The organism is Candidatus Methylomirabilis sp. (genome assembly GCA_036000645.1).
Classification (GTDB): Bacteria; Methylomirabilota; Methylomirabilia; order Methylomirabilales; family JACPAU01; genus JACPAU01.
This window is the reverse complement of sequence record DASYVA010000219.1, coordinates 1-20,646: the sequence shown is the minus strand read 5'-3', so window position 1 is coordinate 20,646 and position 20,646 is coordinate 1. Positions and strand designations below refer to the sequence as shown.

18 protein-coding genes are annotated in these 20,646 nt (G+C 69.3%); 1 reads left to right on the top strand and 17 read right to left on the bottom strand.

Annotated elements, in window-relative coordinates; translation table 11 throughout:
* Positions 1-321: 321 nt before the first annotated feature.
* The 13 genes from miaB to recG all read right to left on the bottom strand — a co-directional run bounded on the left by miaB (position 322) and on the right by recG (position 15,223).
* Positions 322-1,713: a tRNA (N6-isopentenyl adenosine(37)-C2)-methylthiotransferase MiaB gene (miaB, locus tag VGT06_12395; GenBank protein ID HEV8663919.1), complete on the bottom strand. Its 1,392-nt coding sequence runs from the start codon at positions 1,711-1,713 to the stop codon at positions 322-324.
* Between the two features lie 2 nt (positions 1,714-1,715).
* Positions 1,716-2,681 (bottom strand): dipeptide ABC transporter ATP-binding protein, encoded by a 966-nt coding sequence (locus VGT06_12390; GenBank protein ID HEV8663918.1) that lies wholly within the window; start codon positions 2,679-2,681, stop codon positions 1,716-1,718.
* Between the two features lie 15 nt (positions 2,682-2,696).
* Complete coding sequence (locus VGT06_12385) at positions 2,697-3,686, bottom strand: ABC transporter ATP-binding protein (protein HEV8663917.1); 990 nt, start codon at positions 3,684-3,686, stop codon at positions 2,697-2,699.
* A gap of 3 nt (positions 3,687-3,689) precedes the next feature.
* Positions 3,690-4,535, bottom strand: coding sequence for an ABC transporter permease (locus VGT06_12380; GenBank protein HEV8663916.1), 846 nt, complete (start codon positions 4,533-4,535; stop codon positions 3,690-3,692).
* Positions 4,532-5,476: an ABC transporter permease gene (locus tag VGT06_12375; protein HEV8663915.1), complete on the bottom strand. Its 945-nt coding sequence runs from the start codon at positions 5,474-5,476 to the stop codon at positions 4,532-4,534. The genes VGT06_12380 and VGT06_12375 overlap by 4 nt, the downstream gene beginning before the upstream one ends.
* 3 nt (positions 5,477-5,479) lie before the next feature.
* Positions 5,480-7,105 carry an ABC transporter substrate-binding protein gene (locus VGT06_12370; protein ID HEV8663914.1) on the bottom strand — a complete coding sequence of 542 codons (1,626 nt, stop codon included), beginning with the start codon at positions 7,103-7,105 and terminating at the stop codon, positions 5,480-5,482.
* Positions 7,106-7,130: 25 nt separating this feature from the next.
* Positions 7,131-8,042 (bottom strand): ABC transporter permease, encoded by a 912-nt coding sequence (locus tag VGT06_12365; GenBank protein HEV8663913.1) that lies wholly within the window; start codon positions 8,040-8,042, stop codon positions 7,131-7,133.
* A complete protein-coding gene (locus VGT06_12360) occupies positions 8,008-9,012 on the bottom strand; it encodes an ABC transporter permease (GenBank protein ID HEV8663912.1) in 1,005 nt (334 codons plus the stop codon). Before VGT06_12360 ends, VGT06_12365 begins: the two co-directional genes overlap by 35 nt.
* Before the next feature lie 32 nt (positions 9,013-9,044).
* Positions 9,045-10,670, bottom strand: a complete 1,626-nt coding sequence (locus VGT06_12355; protein HEV8663911.1) for an ABC transporter substrate-binding protein — start codon at positions 10,668-10,670, stop codon at positions 9,045-9,047.
* Between the two features lie 64 nt (positions 10,671-10,734).
* Entirely contained in the window at positions 10,735-11,928 is a 1,194-nt protein-coding gene (locus VGT06_12350) for a pyridoxal phosphate-dependent aminotransferase (protein ID HEV8663910.1), read from the bottom strand.
* A 14-nt stretch (positions 11,929-11,942) separates the two neighbouring features.
* Positions 11,943-12,467 (bottom strand): pantetheine-phosphate adenylyltransferase, encoded by a 525-nt coding sequence (gene coaD / locus VGT06_12345; GenBank protein HEV8663909.1) that lies wholly within the window; start codon positions 12,465-12,467, stop codon positions 11,943-11,945.
* Positions 12,468-12,512: 45 nt separating this feature from the next.
* Entirely contained in the window at positions 12,513-13,097 is a 585-nt protein-coding gene (gene rsmD, locus VGT06_12340; protein HEV8663908.1) for a 16S rRNA (guanine(966)-N(2))-methyltransferase RsmD, read from the bottom strand.
* The gene (gene recG / locus VGT06_12335) at positions 13,097-15,223 is read right to left on the bottom strand and encodes an ATP-dependent DNA helicase RecG (protein HEV8663907.1); all 2,127 of its coding nucleotides are present in this window, start codon (positions 15,221-15,223) and stop codon (positions 13,097-13,099) included. The genes rsmD and recG overlap by 1 nt, the downstream gene beginning before the upstream one ends.
* 15 nt (positions 15,224-15,238) lie before the next feature.
* On the opposite strand from recG, the gene rpmB reads away from it, so the two are divergent.
* Positions 15,239-15,433, top strand: a complete 195-nt coding sequence (gene rpmB, locus VGT06_12330) for a 50S ribosomal protein L28 (GenBank protein ID HEV8663906.1) — start codon at positions 15,239-15,241, stop codon at positions 15,431-15,433.
* A 165-nt stretch (positions 15,434-15,598) separates the two neighbouring features.
* Here rpmB and VGT06_12325 read toward each other — a convergent pair whose 3' ends face one another.
* The 4 genes from VGT06_12325 to VGT06_12310 form a co-directional block, all read right to left on the bottom strand.
* The gene (locus tag VGT06_12325; protein ID HEV8663905.1) at positions 15,599-17,764 is read right to left on the bottom strand and encodes a bifunctional (p)ppGpp synthetase/guanosine-3',5'-bis(diphosphate) 3'-pyrophosphohydrolase; all 2,166 of its coding nucleotides are present in this window, start codon (positions 17,762-17,764) and stop codon (positions 15,599-15,601) included.
* 188 nt (positions 17,765-17,952) lie between these two features.
* Positions 17,953-18,660: an ABC transporter ATP-binding protein gene (locus VGT06_12320; GenBank protein ID HEV8663904.1), complete on the bottom strand. Its 708-nt coding sequence runs from the start codon at positions 18,658-18,660 to the stop codon at positions 17,953-17,955.
* The gene (locus VGT06_12315) at positions 18,653-19,450 is read right to left on the bottom strand and encodes an ABC transporter ATP-binding protein (GenBank protein ID HEV8663903.1); all 798 of its coding nucleotides are present in this window, start codon (positions 19,448-19,450) and stop codon (positions 18,653-18,655) included. The genes VGT06_12320 and VGT06_12315 overlap by 8 nt, the downstream gene beginning before the upstream one ends.
* Positions 19,443-20,646: branched-chain amino acid ABC transporter permease (locus VGT06_12310; protein ID HEV8663902.1), on the bottom strand; the 1,204-nt coding region annotated here is incomplete at its 5' end. The genes VGT06_12310 and VGT06_12315, both read right to left, overlap by 8 nt.

The window sequence follows — 20,646 nt, the reverse complement described above, 5'->3', positions numbered from 1 at the left end:
GTGGCGCCGGTGCGGGGCTAGCCGCGGGCGGGCGCGGAGGGGGCAGGACCGGGCGAATGGGAGCCGCGGGAGGCGGTGGGGATGGCGCGAGAAGGAAGTTGTTGACCACGACGCCGCCCCCGACAAGGACAATCCCGACCAGGCCAAGTATGATCAGGCGCTTCGCTTGGGGCGTGAGGTTTGCCATGGGCTGGCCCTCTCCTCCCTTCGTATTGGCCCGTGTCCTGGCCTAGCGATGCGGTTGTCCCTGCTCAGCCCTCAGTCCGGATGTCATGGGAAACTGGTTAACCGCGCGGATCATAAGTGCTCGATTTTTCTTTGTCAAGAGTTTTCCGCATTTTTCCCGTCACCTTTGCGCCAGGAATCCCTGTCTTTCCAAGGACTTACCGACAGCAGCCCTTGGTGATGCTTCCCCTTAAGGTAATAGGTGTAAGCCTCTGTAATATCTGTACTTATCTTTGTTCTCACATCGGGACACTCCGCGGCAAAGTGGACCCACTTGTTCTGTCGGGTCCGGCCCGACGCCAGGCTTCCCTCCTTTTCGCTCGGCCCCCGCTCCACGAGGACCTCCTCGACTCGCCCGATGCGCGCCCGGTTCTTCTCCAGGGCGATTCCCGCCTGGAGGGCAAAAACCTCGGCGAGCCGCTCCCGCTTGACCGGCTCCGGGAGCTGGTCCGGGTACTCCCCCGCCGGCGTATGGGGACGGGGGGAGTAGCAGAAGGCGAACAGGCTGTCGTACTGGACTCCCTGCAGGAGCTCGAGCGTCTGACGGTGGTCCTCCTCCGTCTCCCCGGGGAAGCCGACGATCAGGTCGGTGCTCACCGCCACGTCGGGAACCGCCTCCCGGAGGCACCGGACCACCTCCAGGTACTGGGTCCTGGTGTAGAGCCGCCGCATCCGCGCGAGGACGCGGTCCGAGCCCGACTGAACGGGCAGGTGCAGGTGCTCGCAGACCCCCCGGCACTCGGCCATGGCCGCGTAGAGGTCGGGGGTCACTTCCCGCGGGTGCGGAGACGTGAACCGGATCCGTAGGTGCCCCCCGGCGAGCGCGTCGATCTGCCGGAGGAGCGCAGCGAAGGTGGTCCGGGGCTGGAGCGTCTTCCCGTAGGCGTTCACGGTCTGCCCGAGCAGGGTCACTTCCTGGTAGCCCTCTCGCAGGAGGTCCTCCACCTCCGCCAGGACATCCGCGACCGGACGGCTCCGCTCCCGCCCCCGGGTGTAGGGGACCACGCAAAAGGTGCAGAAGTAATTGCACCCCTCCATGATGTTCACGAACGCGCTGACCCGGCTCTGCCGCAGGGGCGGGGGCGTTCCCACGTAGGTGGGCATGGGCTCGGTCGGCCGCAGGCTGACCGGGAGGCCGGGCCGCTCCAGGAGGAGCGCCGGCACCTTCAGCATCTGCCCCGTCCCCAGAACGAGGTCAAGGCTCGGGAAGCGGCGCTGGAGGGCCGCCCCCGTGAGCTGCCCGAGGCATCCTGTGAGCCCGATCTTCACGTGGGGGCGCTCGCGCTTGAGGGCCTGATACCTGCCCAGGAGGCTGTAGACCTTCTGCTCTGCCTTTTCCCGGATGCTGCACGTGTTCAGGAGGATGAGGTCCGCCTCCTCGGCCGAGGGCGCCTCCCGGTACCCGGCGGCGAGGAGCGCCCCGGCCATCCGCTCCGAGTCCGCCTCGTTGGCCTGGCATCCGAACGTGACGATGTGAAACGTCGGCATGATCAGTACAGGTGGCAGGAGACCCAGTGGCCTCGCTGCACCTCCCGGAGGACCGGCTCTTGCCGGTCGCAGGGCTCGAACCGCTTGGGACAGCGGGTATGGAAACGGCACCCGCTGGGGGGGTGGAGGGGGCTCGGAGGGTCCCCCGCGAGGAGAATCCGCTCCCGCTTGACCGTCGGATCGGGGATCGGGATCGCCGACAGGAGCGCCTGCGTGTACGGGTGGAGCGGGTTCCGGTACAGCTCCCGGCTCTCGGCCAGCTCCACGATCTGGCCCAGGTACATGACGGCAACGTGGTCGCTGATGTGCTCCACGACGCGCAGGTCGTGCGCGATGAAGAGGTAGGTGAGACCGAATTCCTCCTGGAGGTCCTGGAGGAGGTTCAGGACCTGGGCCTGGATGGAAACGTCCAGGGCCGAGATGGGCTCATCGGCGATGATGAGGGAGGGGCTCACCGCCAGCGCCCGGGCGATCCCGATCCGCTGGCGCTGGCCGCCGGAGAACTCGTGGGGATACCGCTTCATGTGGTCGGGACTCAGGCCCACCTTGCGCAGGAGGTCCGCGATCCGGTCCCGCCGCTCCGCCCCCCGCGCCAGCCGGTGGATGACCATCCCCTCCCCCACGATCTGCTCCACCGACATGCGCGGGTTCAGCGAGGAGTACGGGTCCTGGAAAATGATCTGCATCTGGCGGCGGAGGCGCCGCATCTCCTCCCGACTAGCGTCGAAGACGGAGACGCCGTCGAAGACCACCTTCCCCGCCGTCGGGTCCAGGAGGCGCAGGATGCAGCGGCCGGTCGTGGACTTGCCGCAGCCCGACTCGCCCACCAACCCGAGCGTCTCGCCCTTCCGGAGGCTGAAGGAGACCCCGTCCACCGCCCGCACGAGGCCGGCCTGCCCCCAGAGGAGGCCCCGGCGGACTCGGAAGTACTTCTTCAGGTCGGTGACGGCGAGGAGCGGCGCGTCCATCATTCTCCCGGGCCCTCAGGCGAAGATGCAGCGGGCACGGTGCTCTGGGCTGACGGCCCGGAGCTCCGGCTCCCCCGTCCGGCACTCGGGGACCGCCAGCGGGCATCGGTCGCTGAACCGGCACCCGCGCGGGAGTTCGAGGAGGCTCGGGACCAGCCCGGGGATCGCCTGCAGGCGCTTGCGGCCCCCCGCTCCCTTCTCCAGCGTCGGGATCGAGGCGAGGAGCCCCTGGGTGTAGGGGTGTCTCGGGTTCGCGAAGAGGTCCCGGACGGGCGCCTCCTCCACCACCCGCCCGGCGTACATCACGACGACGCGCTGGGCCGTGTCGGCGATGACCCCCAGGTCGTGGGTGATCAGCATGACCGCCATCCCCAGTTCCTCCTTCAGCCGGACGAGGAGCTCGAGGATCTGCGCCTGGATGGTGACGTCCAGGGCGGTCGTGGGCTCATCGGCGATGAGGAGCCGCGGCCCGCACGCGAGGGCCATGGCGATCATGACCCGCTGGCGCATCCCCCCCGAAAGCTGGTGCGGGTACTCCCGCGCGCGGCGGTCCGGGTCGGGAATCTGCACCAGCCGGAGCATCTCCACCGCGCGGTCCCAGGCCGCCCGGCGGGAGAGCCCCTGGTGGAGCCGGACCCCCTCGGCGATCTGGTCCCCTACCGTGAAGACCGGGTTCAGGGACGTCATGGGCTCCTGGAAGATCATGGAGATGGCGCTCCCCCGCATCTTCCGCATCCGCTCGGAGTCCAGCCCGAGGAGCTCCGTTCCCTCGAAGATGATCCGGCCCCCCACGATCCGCCCCGGGGGATCCGGCACCAACCGGAGGATGGAGAGGGCCGTCACGGTCTTCCCGCACCCCGACTCTCCCACCACCCCGAGCGTCTCCCCCGGCGCGATCCGCAGGGAGACCCCGTCCACCGCCCGCACGATGCCCGCATCGGTGAAGAAATAGGTCTGGAGGTTCTCGATGCGCAGGAGGTCGCTGTTGCTGCCAGCGGGTCCCATTGGTTAGCGGCTCAGGCGCGGCTCCAGGAGGTCCCGGAGGCCATCGCCGGTGAGATTGCACCCGAGAACGGTCAGGGTGATCGCCAGGCCGGGGAAAATCACCAGCCAGGGTTTTACGGTAAGGTAGACCGCTCCTTCAGAAAGGAGGGAGCCCCAGCTCACCGCGGGGGGCTGGACTCCCAGCCCCAGGAAGGAGAGCCCCGCCTCAGCCAGGATGTTGCTGGCCACCCCGAAGGTGGTCGAAACCAACAGGGGGGCGAGGCAGTTCGGGAGGAGGTGCCGCGCCAGAATCCGGAGATCGCGCGCCCCGAGCGCGTGGGCCGCCGCCACGAACTCCCGCTCCCGAAGGGTCAGCACCGCTCCCCGGATCAAGCGAGCCACCGTCGTCCACTGGACGGCCGTGAGGACCAGGATGATCGCGACCAGTCCCGGCCGGTCCAGGACCGCTACGGCCGCGATCGCCAGGACCAGCGTGGGGAAAGCCATCACCGCATCGGTGACCCGCATGAAAACGGCGTCTATCTTACCAGCGTAAAACCCGGCGAGCAAGCCGACTGCCGTCCCCACCGCACCGGTGAGGAGCGCCACCGCGAACCCCACCAGGAGCGAGACCCGGGACCCGTGCAGGATCCGGCTGAGCAGGTCCCGCCCGAGGAGATCGGTGCCCAGCCAGTGCTCCCGCCCCGGGGGACGGAGGCTTCGGCTGGCCAGGTCGCTCGGCACGCGGGCCGGATCGTAGGGGGCGAGGACCGGTGCCAGCAGGGCGGCCGCCAGGACCCCGAGGACCAGGATGCTGCCGGCCAGCGCCCCCCGGTGCTGCAGCAGCCCTCCCCTCCCCTCCCGCCTCACCGCCTCTCCCCCGCCAGCCGGATGCGGGGATCCGCCAGCACGTAACAGCAATCGACCAGAAAGTTCGCCGCCACATAGATGAGGGCGAAGAGGAGGGTGGCCCCCAGGACCACGGGGAGGTCGCGGTTCGCCACCGCCGTCACCAGCAGGCGGCCGAGGCCCGGCCAGGCGAAGACGGTCTCGGTCAGGGGTGCGCCCACCAGCAGGTCTCCGATCCCGATGCCCATGAGGGTGAGGATGGGGAGGCTCGCATTGCGCAGCCCGTGCTTGAGGAGAACCACCCCTTCCCGGAGCCCTTTGGCCCGGGCGGTCCGGAGGTAATCCTCCCGGAGGACCTCGAGGAGGCTCCCGCGGGTCATCCGGGCGATGTAGCCGACGTGCAGCGCCCCGAGGGCGAGGGCGGGCAGGACCAGGTGGCGCCAGTCTCCGTCCCCGTACCCCGAAATCGGGAACCAACCGAGCGTCACGGCAAAGAGGAGGATGAGAATCATGCCGAGCCAGAAGACCGGGGTGGAGATCCCCAGGAGGGCCACGGTCATGATGGCGGCGTCCAGCATCCGGCCGTGCGTGACGGCGGAGGCGACCCCGGCCGCCACTCCCAGCAGTGCGGCGAGGCCCATGGCGGCGACCGCCAGGCGCACGGTGGCCGGGAGGCGCTCGACGATCAGGTCAGCCACGGGCACCTGCTGGCGAAAAGAGCGCCCCAGGTCCCCTCGGAGGAGCCGGCCGAGGTACCGTCCGTACTGGACCCAGAGGGGGGCGTCCAGGCCGTAGTCGGCCCGGATGCGGGCGATCGCCTCGGGGTCCCCCCGCTGCCCCATGGCGGCCCGCACCGGATCCCCCAACGCAACAGCCTGCAGGGCGAAGACGATGAGCGTGAGGCCCAGGAGGACCGGGATGAGCTGGAGCGCCCGGCGGACGGCGAAGGGAAGGAGCCCCATGCATCACTCCGCGAGCCAGACCAGGCGCATCTGCACCAGGCTGACGGTGGGCGAGGAATCCATCGGGGAGAGCTGCTCCAGGAGGTTCCGGACCGCGGGGTGAACCAGGAGGTCGGTGCTGTAATAGTTCAGGAAAATCCAGGGCGCATCCTCGACGATCCGCCGCTCGGCCTGCTGGTAGAGGCGGACCCGCTCCGCCTCGCCCATGGTCCGGTCCGCGCGATCCAGCAGGGCGTCCACCTCCGGGTTCCGGTAGCGGCTGGTGTTCCCGCGGGCCCCGATGTTCCTGCTGTGGAAGAGGACGGTCAGGAAGTTCTCCGGATCCGGGTAATCGGCGATCCAGCCCATGCGGTGCATCTGGGTCTGCCCGGCGTCCACCAGCTTGAGGTAGGCCGGCCAGTCGAGAGCGGCGAGCTCGACCTTCACCCCGACCTCGGCGAGCTGCGCCTGGACGAACTCGGCGAGCCGCCGGTTGGTCAGGCTTGTGTTGTAGTGGAGCGCAAGCGGGGGGAGTCCCTTTCCCTCCGGAAAGCCCGCCTCCGCGAGGAGCTGCCCCGCCCGGGCCCGGTCGAAGGGATACCCGGCCAGACCCCCGCTGTAGCCGGGCATCCCCGGGGGGAGGATGCCGGCGGCGGGCTTCACCCGCCCCTCCATGATGACCCGGGCGAAGGCCTCCTTGTCCACGGCGTGATTGAAGGCCTGGCGGAGTTTCCGGTTCCCGGCGAACGGCGGGACCTCCACGTTCAAACGAACGGCCTGGATCCCCAGGATGGACTGGGAGTGCAGCCGCCCCCGCAGGGCCGGGTCCGCCACGATGGACTGATAGAGCCCCGCCGGCACGTCGCTGTGGTGGAGGGTTCCGGCCTTGAACTCCTGGAGACGGGTCAAGTCCTCGGGGATGATCCGGAAGACGATCCGATCCAGGTGCGGGCGCCCCCGGAAGTAGTCGGGGTTCGCCGTGAGGACTAGCCGGTCATCCCGCCGCCACTCCGTCAGGCGGAAGGGGCCCGTCCCGACAGGACGCGTAGAGAAATCGGCGCCCGCCTGCTCCACCGCTTCCCGGGGCACCACCATGGCCGCCGGGTAGGCCAGGAGGGCCAGGAAGGGCGGGAAGCGCTCCCCCAGGCGCAGCTCCAGGGTGTACCGGTCCCGGACTCGGATCCCCTGGACATCTGCGGTTTTCCCCCCCAGAAAGTCCGTGGCCCCCTCCAGTCTGTCCAGGATCCAGGTCCGTTCCGACTTCGTCTTCGGGTCCAGGACCCGGAGGAAGCTGTACCGGAAATCCTCCGCGCTGACTTCCCGCCCGTTCTGGAACCGGACACCCTTCCGGAGGAAGAACCGGTAGGTCCGGCCGTCCGCCGCAATCTCCCAGCGCTCCGCGATGGCCGGGCGGACCCGCATCTGCGGGTCGAACTCCACGAGGCCGTCGAAGAGCTCCGAGACGACCGCGTGGGAGGTCGTGTCGGTCACGTGCGCCGGGTCCAGCGAGGGGGGATCCGAAGGGCCCAGCGAAAACTGATAGGCCCCGCCCCGACGGGGGCTCTCCCCGCCCGCAGGGAGCGCCACTCCCAGCACCAGCCCCACGGCCAGGACAGCCGGGGTCCATCCTGCCCCGATCGCGCGTCTCATGCGTCTGCTCCCCGCCACTCTTCCCCTACGCGCGCAGCCTGGGGTCCAGGGCGTCCCGCAGGCCATCGCCCAGGAGGTTGAAGCCGAGGACGGAGACCATGATCGCCGCCCCCGGGAAGAAGAAGGCCCACCAGGCCCCGCTGGTGAAGTACTTGTAGCTGTCGGCCAGCATCGCCCCCCACTCGGGGGTGGGGGGCTGGGCCCCCAGACCGAGGAATCCCAGCGCCGCCGCCTCGAGGACGGCGAAGGCGATCCCGAGCGTCGTCTGCACCATGAGCGGGGGCAGGGCGTTCGGGAGGAGGTGCCGGAACACGATCCGGAGGTCGCTCCCGCCCAGACCCTCGGCGGCGACGACGAACTCCTGCTCCTTCAGGGAGAGGACGGCCCCCCGGGCGATCCGGGCGTAGAACGGGATGGACACGAGGCTGATCGCGATAAGCGAGTTCCGGAGGCCGGGGCCAATCATCGCCACGATGGCGATCGCCAGGAGGGTGGCCGGGAAGGCGAGGAGGATGTCCATGCAGAACATGAGGGCGAGGTCCACCCAACGCCCGGCGTAGCCCGCCAGGAGGCCGAGGAGGGAGCCGGCCACCGCCGCCACCGCCACCGAGCCCAGGCCGAGGCCGAGGGAGACCCGGGCCCCGTGCAGGACCCGGACCAGGATGTCCCGCCCGAGCGTGTCGGTCCCGAAGGGATGCTCCCAGGTCGGCGGCTGGAGGCGCATCAGGAGATCGGAATCCACCTCGGGCCGGTAGAGGTGCAGGAGGGGGGTCAAGATCGCGAGCGTGGCCACGACTACCACGATCACGAGCCCCCCCCGGGCTACCGGGTTGGCGATGAGCCGCCTCCAGGCCTCCTGGAGCGGCGTCCGCCCCCGTGCGGCAGGGGGGGCGAGAACGAGCTCAATCGTACGCGATGCGGGGATCGACGACGGCATAGAACAGATCCGTGCCAAGGTTCACGAGAACGAAGACGGTCCCAATGAACAGGGTCGCTCCCTGGACGATGGGGTAATCGCGTGCCTGGATCGCCTCGTAGACCCAGAGCCCGATCCCCGGCCAGGAGAAGATGGTCTCGGTCAGGATCGCCCCGGCCAGCAGATGCCCCACCTGGAGCCCGATCACGGTGAGGATGGGGAGGAGCGCGTTCCGCATCGCATGGCGGAGGACCACCGCGCGCTGGGGAAGGCCCTTCGCCTCGGCGGTCCGGATATAGTCCTGGGAGAGCACCTCGAGCAGGCTCGCCCGGGTCATCCGCGCGATGATGGCCAGCGGGATCGTGCCCAGAGCGGCCGCGGGCAGGATCAGGTGGCGGAGGGTCGAGCGGAGCGCCGGCGGGTTCCAGGTCAGCAGACTATCGAGGAGATAAAAGTTCGTCACCGGCGCAATGACGACGTCGGTGTCGAGACGGAAACCGGTGGGGAGCCACCCGAGCTCGACGCCAAAGAACCAGGCCAGCATGAGGCCGAGCCAGAAGATGGGCATGGAAACGCCGGTGAGCGCCACCAGCCGGGACACCCCATCGAAGAGGGAGTTCCGCCAGACCGCGGAGACGATCCCAACCGGGATGCCGACGGCCAGAGCGAGGAGGATGGCGGAAAGGGCCAGCTCCACCGTCGCCGGGAAGCGATGCACCAGATCGGCCAGGACCGGGTCTCCCCGGATGATGGAGATCCCCAGGTCCCCCTGGGCGACCTTGCCCAGGTAGATGAAGTACTGCCGGTAGAGGGGCTCGTCGAGCCCCAGCTGGGCGCGGACAGCCGCGACGCGCTCGGGCGTGGCCCGCTCGCCGAGCATCGCGACCGCGGGGTCGCCCGGGATCAGGTGGATGAAGCTGAAGACCAGGAGCGAGATCCCGACGAGGACGGGGAGGATGGTCAGGAACCGCTTGACCGCATAGGCGCCCACCGCGTCCCCGTCCCCGTCGGCTCCGCTCCGCCCTACTCCACCTGGACGGTATTGAAGTACTCGGTGTTGGTCGGGTTCGGCACGTACCCCTTCACCTTCTTCGAGAAGGCGAGCGGGGGCTGGTTGTTCGCGATGAAGATCCGGGCCACGTCGTCGTGGATCATCTGCTCGGCCTTCCGGTAGAGCGCGGCCCGCTTCCCCTGGTCCGTCAGCCGCTGCGCCTGGAGGAGAACCTCTGCCAGGTCCTTGTTGCTGTAGAACCCCTCCCGGGAGGCGCCGGGGCTGCAGAAGAAATAGCAGACGAAGTTATCGGGGTCCCCGTTATCCCCGGTCCACCCGAGCATGTAGAGAGGGAGTTCCCCCTTCTTCCGCTTGTCCAGGTAGGCGGACCAGTCGATCGTCTGCAGCTTGACCGTGATCCCCGCCTTGGCCAGGTCCGCCGCGATCGCCTCGGCGATCTCCTTCGGGTTCGGATAGTAGGGCCGGGAGACCGGCATGTACCAGAACGCGAGCGGCTCCTTCCGGCCATCCTCCCAGGTGATCTCCTGGAGGCCCTGGGCGAAGCCGGCCTCCCTCAGGAGGGCGCGAGCCCGGTCCCCGCTGTACGGGGAGTCCTTCAGCTCCTTGTTGTACCCCCAGAGGGGCGGCGGCTGGAACTGGTTCGCCGCCAGCCCGGTCCCGCCGTAGAGCGCGCTCACGATCCCCTGTTTGTTGATGGCGTGCGCGACCGCCATCCGGACCCGCTTGTCCTGGAACTCCTTCACCTTGTAGTTGAACGCGACGTATCCGGTCGTGTTGGTGGGCCGGAGCAGGATCTGGAGATTCGGGTCCGCCCGGACCACCCGTACGTCATCGGGATTCAGCCCCTCCATCCCATGGATCTCGCCGGCCTTCAGCGCGGCCAGGCGCTGCGAGGAATCCTTGATGTTCCGGATGACGACCCGCTGGACCTTTGCCGCAGCCGGCTTGTCCCGGTAGGCCGGGTTCGCCTCGAGGATCACCTCCTGGTTGGGCTTCCACTCCACGAATCGGAAGGGCCCGGTCCCCACCGGGTGCTTGCACGACTCTGTCCCCCACTTCTCGATGGCCGCCGGGCTGGCGAGGACGAAGGTAAACATGGCGAGGTTTGCCAGGAAGGGGCCCTGGGGGTCCTTCAGCGTGAACCGGACCGTCGCGGGGTTGACCGCTTCCACCTTCGTGATGAGGCTCTGATCGTCGAAGCCGCCGAACTGGCCCTCGTAGTACTCGAAGGTCTGCCCCGCCTTGAGCTGGTTCTCGTGCTGGGGGTGCTTGGTGAAGCGCCAGCGCTCGAAGTTCCAGACCACCGCCTTCGCGTCGAAGGGGGTCCCGTCGTGGAACTTCGCGTTCTTCCGGAGCGTAAACGTCCAGACGGTCCCGTCGGCGCTCACCTCCCAGCGCTCGGCGAGGGCGGGGACGACCTCGGTGGTCGCGCCCTTGTACTTGGTCAGGCCTTCGAAGATCTGGTTGGTGACCTTGCCCGAGATCCCGTCGGTGATGATGGCCGGATCAAGGCAGACCGGCTCTCCCTGGGCCCCCATGACGAAGGTGGAGGCGGCCAGGGCCGACGGCGCGGGGGCCGCTACGGTGAGAACACCGGCCAGCAGGCAGGGGATAAGTGGACGCACGCATCGTCTCATGGCTTCTCTCTCCTTCTCGAACTTCGATGGCTTCAGAACGCCGGGTGCGGAGATGCGCCAGGACTCAGCGGAGCTGCCGGAGGGCCGCGCCCATCCGGTTCACCCCCTCCAGGATGGTCTCCATCGAGGCCGCGTAGGAAAGGCGGAGGTGCAGGTCGCTCCCGAACTCCGCCCCCGGCACGACGGCGATTTTGGCCTCGTCCAGGAGGAATTCCGCCAGGTCCGCCGAGGTTCGCAAGGGACGCCCGCCGGCTCGCCGCCCGAGGCAGCCCGACACGTTCGGGAAGGCGTAGAAGGCCCCCCCGGGGAGGACGCAAGAGACCCCGGCCAGCCCGTTCAGGGCACCCACGATGGCGTCGCGGCGCTGGGCGAAGGCGGCCCGCATTGCGCGGACGCAGTCCTGGGGGCCCGTGAGGGCTGCCACCGCCGCCCGCTGGGCGATAGAGGTCGGGTTCGAGGTCACCTGGCTCTGGAAGGTGTCCATGGCCCGAATGACCTCGACCGGCCCCGCCGCGTACCCGACCCGCCATCCGGTCATCGCATAAGCCTTGGAGAGGGAGTTCACCACGACCGTCCGCCGCTTCACCTCTTCGCCCAGGGCGGCGATGCTCACCGCCTCCCGCCCGTCGTACGTGAGCGCCTCGTAGGTCTCGTCGCTGATCACGGTCAACTGGCGGGCGACGGCGAACGCGGCGATGGCCTCCAGGTCCCTCCGGTCCAGCACCGCCCCCGTCGGGTTGCAGGGGCTGTTCAGGATCAGGCCGGCCGTCCGCTCCGTGCAGGCGGCCTGAAGCTGCTCCGCCCGGACGCGGAAGCCGTCCGACTCCGCCGTCGGGACGAGGATGGGAACGGCGCCGGCCAGCCGGATCTGTTCCGGGTACGAGACCCAGTAGGGAGCCGGAACCAGGACCTCGTCCCCCTCCTGGAAGAGGACCATGCAGAGGTTGTACAGGGTGTGTTTCGCCCCGCAGGACACCATGACATGCTCCCGCCGGTACTCCACCCCGTTGTCCCGCTTCAGCTTCAGGCAGACGGCGTCCTTCAGCTCGTCGATGCCGGCCGTGGCCGTGTACTTGGTGAATCCCTCCTTCAGCGCCTGGATCGCCGCGGCCTTGATGTGCTCGGGGGTGTCGAAGTCGGGCTCTCCCGCCCCGAAGCTCAGGACGTCGATGCCCTCGGCCCGCATCCGCTTCGCCCGCGCCGTGATCGCGAGCGTGGGGGATGGGCTGAACGCTGCCGTGCGGACGGCCAGGCGCATGCGCGTGATCCTCCCTACCCCCGGCCCACGCGGCGCCGGCCCGTGGCCCGACCCCGCCCTGCCCGAAGCTTCTCTGCCAGCATCTTCTCCGCGAGGGCGGGGACCAGGCCGCTCACCGCCCCCCCCAGCAGGGCGATCTCCTTCACCAGGCGGGAGCTGAGGTAGCTGTAGGCCTCGTGGGGCATCAGGAAGACCGTTTCCACGGTCTCCGCCAGGCGGCGGTTCATCAGGGCCATCTGGAACTCGTACTCGAAGTCGGAGACCGCCCGGAGCCCGCGGATGATGACCCTCGCCCCCTGGGCACGGGCGTAGTCCACCAGGAGAGTGTCGAAAGCGGCGATCCGGACCCCCGGCAGGTCCCGGGTGGCGTCCCGGACGATGGCCATCCGTTCCTCCGCGGTGAACAGCGGGGACTTCTCGGGCTTGGCGGCGACCGCGACCAGCACCTCGGCAAAAAGGCGGCGGGCGCGCTGGAGGATGTCCAGGTGGCCATTGGTGAACGGATCGAACGTCCCGGGGTAAATGGCGACGGCGGCCATGGCGTCCCTCACCATAAAGGAAGGGAGCCGCTTCTGCAAGGAAATTCAGGTGCTTCGGGCCACGGCAGGCTCCTCCGCATAGAACAGGAGCGTGCTGTCGCCGTGGCGCCGGGCGCGCGCGCAGGCGAGGGGGGGAAGCCGCTCGGGGAGGACGAGGCGGGAGGAGACTTCCAGGACCAGGAACCCTTCGGGGAGGAGGAGTCCGTGCCGGCCCACGGCCCGCGCCGTTGCCTCGGCCAAATCGCTCCCGTAGGGCGGATCGGCCAGGATGAGGTGAAACCGTCGGCGCCGGCGGCCCAGCGCTCCCAGGGCCGCGACTCCCTCCATGCGGAGGAAGCGGCAGCGATCCCGGCACGCCAGAGCCTCCGCGTTGGCCCGGGCCGCTCGCAGATAGGCGGGATTCACCTCCACCAGGGTCGCGGTGGCCGCCCCACGGCTCAGCGCCTCGAGGGCGAGCGCCCCCGTCCCCGCGTACAGGTCGAGCACATCGGCTCCCTTCACCCGGGCCCCAAGGATGTCGAACAGGGCCTCGCGCAGCAGCTCGGAGGTCGGCCGGAGGTCGAGGCCCGAGGGGACGCGCAGGCGCCGCCCCCGCCAGGCTCCGCCCACGATGCGGATGGACCCCCGCATCACCCGCTCCGGAGGGGGGCGAGTGCCCCGGCCCAGCGCGTCCGGAGGGCGAGGAGCAGCCGTGCCCGGACGTCAGGGTCGAGGGCCGCCCCCTCCTTCGCCACGGCCGCGGCATCCTCCCGGGCGGCCTTGAGGAGCAGGGGGTCGCTCACCGACCCGAAGGCCAGGGGGGGGAGACCGGCCTGGCGCGTCCCCAGCAGGTCCCCCTCGCCCCGCAGGGCGAGGTCGGCCTCTGCCACGGCAAAACCGTCCTTGGCCGTGAGCAGGGCCTGGAGGCGGGCCAGCCCCTTCTCCGTGGGGATCGGGCTCGGGATGAGGTAACAGACGCCCGGCTCCGCTCCGCGCCCGACGCGGCCCCGGAGCTGGTGGAGCTGGGCGAGGCCGAACCGATCGGCCCCCTCCACCACCATGACGGTCGCGCGGGCCACATCCACCCCCACCTCCACCACGGTCGTCGCCACCAGGACGTCCAGGCCCCCCTCGCGGAAGGCGCGCATGGTGGCCTCCCGTTCGGCCGGGCGGAGCCTCCCGTGCAGGAGGCCCAGGCGCAGCCCGTTGAGAGCGCCCTTCCGCAGCGCGGCCAGGTGAACCTCTGCCGCAGCGGCTGCCTGCGCCTCCCCCGCCTCGCCGGGCTCGATCTGCGGGCAGACCACGTACGCGGCATGACCTCGGGCCACTTCCGCCCGGATCCGGACCGCGGCCTCCGGGCGCCGTTCCGCAGGGAGAATCTCCGCGGCGACGGGGCGGCGGCCCTGGGGGAGCGCTTCGAGGGCGGTCAGGTCCAGATCCCCGTAGAGGCTGAGCGCCAGGGTGCGGGGGATCGGCGTGGCGCTCATCACCAGCAGGTGGGGGTGGGGACCCTTGGCCGTCAGGCTGAGCCGCTGCAGCACGCCGAACCGATGCTGCTCGTCCACGATGGCAAGGCCCAGGCGGGCGAAGCGGACATCCGCCTCCAGCAGCGCGTGCGTCCCCACCGCCACCCCGATGGCCCCGGTCGCGAGCCCCTCGAGGGCAGACCGGCGCTCGGGTCCCCGTTGCCCGGCCCGGAGGAGGGCCACCCGAATCCCGGCGGGGGCCAGGGTCTCCACCGCCCGCCCGGCGAGCTGCTCCGCGAGCAGATCGGTGGGGGCGATGAGGGCCGCCTGCGCGCCGGCGGCGACGGCCCGAAGGGCAGCCAGCAGGGCCACCACCGTTTTCCCGGATCCGACCTCGCCGTGGAGAAGCCGGTGCATCGGACGGTCGCGGGCGAGGTCGGCCGTGATTTCCTTCACCGCCCGCTCCTGGGCTGCCGTAAGCGCGAAGGGAAGCGCCCCGCGCACCGGGGCTTCCCGCCCCGGATCCGCGCGAAGCGGGAGGGCGGGGAGGCGCACCACCTCTTCGCGCCGGAGGGCCAGGCCGAGAGCCAGGAGGAAGAGCTCTTCATACGCCAGGCGGCTGCGGGCGGCGGCCGCCTCCTCGAGCGAGTCGGGCAGGTGCAGGGCGCGGAGGGCGCGGGGAAGGGAAAGCAGGTTCCGGGCGGCCAGGACTGCTCCCGGGAGAATCTCCTCGACCGCCTCGGCGCTCCCCTCCGCGAGGGACGCGAGGAGCTTTCGGAACCAGCGCCGGGGGAGCCCCTCCGTCCCCGGGTAGATCGGCACCAGGGCCGGACGCCCGTCCACGACTTCCGCCGGCTCCAACACCTCCCATTCGGGATTGGCGAGGGCAAGGGGGTACGCGGGGGCCAGCGTCCCGGTGAGAAGCACCCGGACCCCCCGCGGGAGGCGGCGGGCCAGGTACGGCTGGTGGAACCACCGGATGATCGCCCGGGCGGTCTCGTCGGAGAAGAGGGCCTCGCAGGTGACGGTCCCGTCCCGGCTCCGGGTGACCCGCACCCGCTCGAGGCGGCCGGCGAGGGTGACCGGTTGCCCGGGACGGGCGGCGCCGAGCGGGACGAGTTGGCGTAACTCGTACCGGAGCGGGGGGAACCGCAAGGCGTCTCCCACGGTGCGAATACCGAGGCGGCCGAGCAGGGCAGCCCGCTTCGGCCCCACGCCCGGGAGGTGCCGGACGGAGGTAGAGAGGGCAAAAAGGGCTTGCCTTCCCGGTGGACGTTCCCTATGATGCCTGGGCGGTCTGGCGTGACCCATCAGGAGGGAGATGCGGTGGGAACGACCCGGTGTGAACTCTGCGGGAAGGGACCGATCGTCGGCCACCAGATCAGCCACGCCCACAACGTGAGTAAGCGGCGGCAGTATCCGAACATCCAGCGGGTCCGGGCCAGGGTCGGGGGCGCGACCCGCACCATCGCCGTCTGCACCCGCTGCCTGCGGTCCGGCCGGGTGGCCAAGGCGAGCTAACCCCCAACGAATTTTGCCTCGTGCTCACCCGACGGCTGGGGTGCCGGGCCAAATGACGCGCATCACGAGGCCCGAGGGAGGAGGCGGCCGGAGGCGTACGCAGTTCGTACGCTCCGGACCGCTGACGACCGAGACCGAAGTGAGGCGACGTCAGTTGGCCCGGCGCTAGCTCCCCCGGATCCGCTCCACCCCCACCACCCCGGTCACCTTCCGGACCGCCTGCATCGCGGCCTGCAGCTGTTTCAGGTCCGTCACCTCCAGGACGAAGGTGTTGACCCCCTTCCGCTCTTCCGTCACGCGGATCTCCGCCTGGGCAATGTTGACGTTGGTGGAAGAGATCGCGGACGAAATGTCGGCGAGCAGCCCCGGCCGATCCTGCCCGATGGTGACCAGAACCTTCACCTGGTGTGGGGTCTTCTGTTGCTCGGCCCACTCCACCCGGATCCGCCGGGCCGGATCGTAGGTGAGCCCGTCCGCGTTGGGGCAGTCCGCGGTGTGAATGGTGACGCCCCGCCCCCGGGTGATGAAGCCCACGATCTCGTCGCCCGGGAGCGGCGTGCAGCACTTGCCGAACCGGACCAGGATGTCATCCACCCCCTCGATCCGGATCCCCTCATCGGTGACCCGGGGAGTCGCCCGGCGCTCGCGGGGCTCCCGTTCCTTTGCCGCCTCGGCCTCCGCCAGGGCCTGCTCCTCCTCCGGCAGGAGCTTCCCCACCGCCTGCCGGGGGGAGATCTTCCCGTAGCCGACCGAGGCCAGGAACTCCTCGACCGTCCCCAGCCCGTACCGCTCCACGACCAGGGCCAACCCCTCGGAGGTCAGGAGCTGAGCCGGGCTCTTCCCGAGCTTCCGGATCTCCCGCTCCAGGAACTCCCGCCCCAGCGTGACACTCCGCGTCCGCTCCGTGTTCTTCAGCCAGGCTCGGATCCGGCCCCGAGCCCGCGGGGTGTGGACGATCTTCAGCCAGTCTTTGCTCGGGTGCTGCTGCGGGGAGGTGACAATCTCGACGATGTCCCCGTTCTGGAGCTCGTAGCGGAGGGGGACGATCCGGCCGTTCACCTTGGCCCCGGCGCAGTGGAGCCCGATGTCGGTGTGGATACCGAACGCGAAGTCCACGGGCGTGGCGCCGCGGGGGAAGGCCTTCACGTCCCCCTTGGGGGTAAAGACGTACACCTCGTCCGGGAAGAGGTCCACCCGGACCGTGTCCATGAACTCCCGGGGATCCTTCAGATCCCGCTCCCAGTCCAGGAGCTGCCGGAGCCAGACGAAGCTCTTGTCGGCTGGGTCCAGGTGGGCCTTTCCCTCCTTGTAGGCCCAGTGGGCCGCGATCCCCTCCTCCGCCGTGGTGTGCATGTCGAGGGTGCGGATCTGAATCTCCACCGGCTCCCCCCGTGGGCCGATCACGGTCGTGTGGAGGGACTGGTAGCCGTTCGATTTGGGGACGGCGATGAAGTCCTTGAAGCGGCCCGGGATCGGCTTCCAGAGGGTGTGGACGATCCCGAGGGCGCCGTAGCAGTCCTTCACGCTGGCCGTGAGGGCCCGGACGGCGGTGAGGTCGTAAATTTCGTCGAAGTCCTTGCCCTGGTTCTGCATTTTCTTGTAGATGCTGTAGACGTGCTTGGGCCGGCCGGTGATCTCGGCCCGGATCCCCACCTCGGCCAGGCGGCCCTTCAGGATGGCGATCACCTCGTTGATCTCCCCCTCCCGCTCCGCCCGTTTCTTCGCGACCCGGCCCTGGAGGTTGCGGTAGGCCTCCGGGTCGAGGTAGCGGAGGGCCAGATCTTCCAGCTCCCCCTTGATCCGGGCGATCCCCAGGCGGTTGGCCAGGGGGGCGTAGATGTCGAGGGTCTCCCGGGCGATGCCCTGCTGCTTCGCTTCCGGGAGGGGGTCGAGCGTCCGCATGTTGTGCAGCCGGTCGGCGAACTTGATCAGGATGACCCGGATGTCCCGGGACATGGCCAGCAGCATCTTGCGGAAGGAGTCGGCCTGCCGGTCCTCGCGGGTGGCGAAGGGGAGCTTGCTGATCTTGGTGACCCCATCCACGAGGCCTGCCACCTCGTCCCCGAAGAGATCGCGGATCTCCTCGATGGTGGCGCGCGTGTCCTCCGCCGCGTCGTGCAGGAGCCCGGCCGCAATGCTGCTCACATCCAGGCGAAGGTCCGCCAGGATCTCCGCGACGGCAAGGGGGTGCGAGAGGTAGGGTTCCCCGGACCGGCGTTCCTGCCCGCGATGCGCTTTGGCGGCGAAAACGTAGGCCCGCTGAATGGGCGTCAGGTCCGTATCCGGCGCGTAGGTCTGGACCTTGTCGAGGATGTGCTCCAGGCGGACCATAGCCGGGGGTGAAACGGGGGGGGCGGGGGGGGCGTCAGCCTCGCGCATAGTCCGAAAGTACCACAAGATACCTCCGAAATCTATGGAGCCCCAGGTAGAGGGCCCCTGGAGTCCTCTTTCAGCTATCCTGTTTAATAGCATATATTGAAGCTACTTACAGAAACTATAATAATAGAGAGCATTAAGTCCTACGCCTGCTCACCCAGGTAGGCCCGACGGATGTCTTCGTTGCTGAGGAGCCCTTGGGCCGTGTCCTCGAGGACGATCCCGCCGGTCTCCATCACGTACCCCCGCCCGGCGATCGACAGGGCCATATAGGCGTTCTGCTCCACGAGCAGGATCGTCGTCCCCTGGCGATTGATGTCCAGAATGGTGTCAAAAATCTGCTCCAGGAGGATGGGGGCCAGCCCCATGGAGGGTTCGTCCAGGAGGAGGAGCTTCGGCCGCGCCATCAAGGCCCGGGCGATGGCCAGCATCTGCTGCTCCCCGCCGGAGAGGGTCCCGGCCACCTGCTCCCGCCGCTCCTTCAGCCGGGGGAACAACGCGTAGACCCGCTCCAGGTCGGCGGCCACCCCGCCGTCCCGGCGGGCGTAAGCGCCCATCTCCAGGTTCTCCAGCACGGTCAGCCGCTTGAAGATCCGCCGACCTTCGGGGACATGGGCGATGCCCCGCTCGACGATCTCGTGAGGCGGGAGCGCGTTGAGCACCTCCCCCGTCAGGCGGATGGCCCCCTCCCGGGGACGGAGGAGGCCAGAAACCGTCTTCAGGGTGGTGGTCTTCCCGGCGCCGTTGTTGCCCAGCACGGCAACGATCTCTCCCTCCTTGACCTCCAGGGAGATCCCCTTCAGGGCGTGAATCTTCCCGTAGTAGACGTGGAGGTTGTCCACCTCAAGCACGGGCCTGCGCCCCCTTCTCCGCCCCCGTGCCCCAGCGCCGCCGCCCCAGGTAGGCCTCGATGACCCGAGGGTCGTTCTGAACCTCTCGCGGCAGCCCTTCGGCGATCTTCACCCCGTAGTCCAGCACCGTCACTCGGTCCGAGACCTCCATGACCACGCGCATGTTGTGCTCGATGAGGAGGATCGTAAGGTGGAACTCGTTGATGAACCGACGCAGGAGCCCCATGAGGACCACCGCCTCCCCGTGGCTCATCCCCGCCGTGGGCTCGTCCAGGAGCAAGAGCTTGGGGCCGGAGGCGAGCGCCCGGGCGATCTCCAGCCGGCGCTGGTCCCCGTAGGGGAGGTTCTTCGCCAGCTCCTCCTCCTTCCCGGCCAGCCCCACGGTCGAAAGGATCTCCTGGGCCCGCCGCCAGGCCCGATCCTCCTGCCGGTGGAAGCGCCCGTTGCGGACCAGCACGTCGGCCAGACCCAGGGGGATGCGGCTGTGCATCCCCACCAGCACGTTCTCGATGACCGACATCTCGGCGAAGAGACGGATGTTCTGGAAGGTCCGGCAGACCCCCAGGGCGGTGATCTGGTCCGGCCGGAGGCCCAGGAGCGACCGCCCCTCGAAGGCGATGCTTCCCCCTTCCGGCGTGTAGATCCCGGTCAGGACGTTAAAGAACGTGGTCTTCCCCGCGCCGTTGGGCCCGATGATGCTGGCGATCGTCCCGGGCTCCAGGGCGAAGTCCACATCGCTGATCGCCACCAGGCCCCCGAAGCGCTTGGTGACCTTCCGGGCCTCAAGCACCGCTTACCTCGTTGCCGCCGGGGCTTAGCTCGCGGCGGCGGCGCCGCGACGGGAGGATCCCCTGGGGGCGGTAGATCATCATGAGGACCAGGATCACCCCGAAGACCATTCGCTCGTACTTGGCGGGCTCCAGCTGGGTCGGGAGGCTGGCCAGGGGAAAGGAGCCGACCAGGGGGATCCAGATCTCGGTCCCGGCGCTTCGGAGCTCGTTCAGCCAGAGGGAGATCCCCTTGAGCACCTGCAGGTTCAGGACCGTCACGATCGTGGCCCCCAGGATGGCCCCCGGGATGCTCCCCATCCCCCCCAGGATAATCATGGCCAGGACGCCGATGGATTCCAGGAAGGTGAAGGACTCGGGATTGATGAAGAACTGTTTGGAGGCGAAGAGGACCCCCATGACCCCTGCGAAGGATGCCCCGCAGGCGAAGGCCAGAAGCTTCATCCGGACCAGGGGGATCCCCATGCTGACCGCTGCCAGCTCGTCCTCCCGGATCGCCGTCCACGCCCGGCCGATGTGGGAGTCGTCCAGTCGCTGGGTCACCAGCGTGACCGTCACCACCACCAGCAGGACCAGGAAATAGAAGTAAAGAGGGTACAGGACGTAGGGGCTGGCCTCGAGCCCCAGCGTTTGCAGGACCGGCTGGAAGAACAAGGGCGGGCGCTGGATGGGGGTGATCCCCTTGGGGCCGTTGGTGATGTTGATCGGCTTGTCCAGGTTGTTCGCCAGGACCCGGACGACCTCCCCGAACCCGAGGGTCACGATGGCCAGGTAGTCCCCGCGGAGGCGAAGGACCGGGAGCCCCAGGAGGATGCCGGTCATCGCCGCCACCAGAACCCCCAGGATCATGAAGACGAAGAACCAGGCCGGCGACAACGGGAAGGCCGAGGCGGCGCTGGTGAAGATCTCCGCCGCCTGCCGGGAGCCGAAGATGGCCCACAGGTAAGCGCCCACGGCGTAGAAGGCCACGTAGCCCAGGTCCAGCAGCCCCGCCAGACCCACCACGATGTTCAGGCCCAGCGCCAGCGCCACGAAGATCCCCACCTGGGTGGCCACCTCCAGATAGTAGCCGTTCACCGTCCCCAGGAAGGGCATGAGAAGGCCCAGGACGACCGCCCCCAGGGTGACCTGGGCGGTCCGGCCGATGTCGGCGTAGTAGATGACCAGGAGACAGGCCTGGAACAGGAGGAAGGCCAGG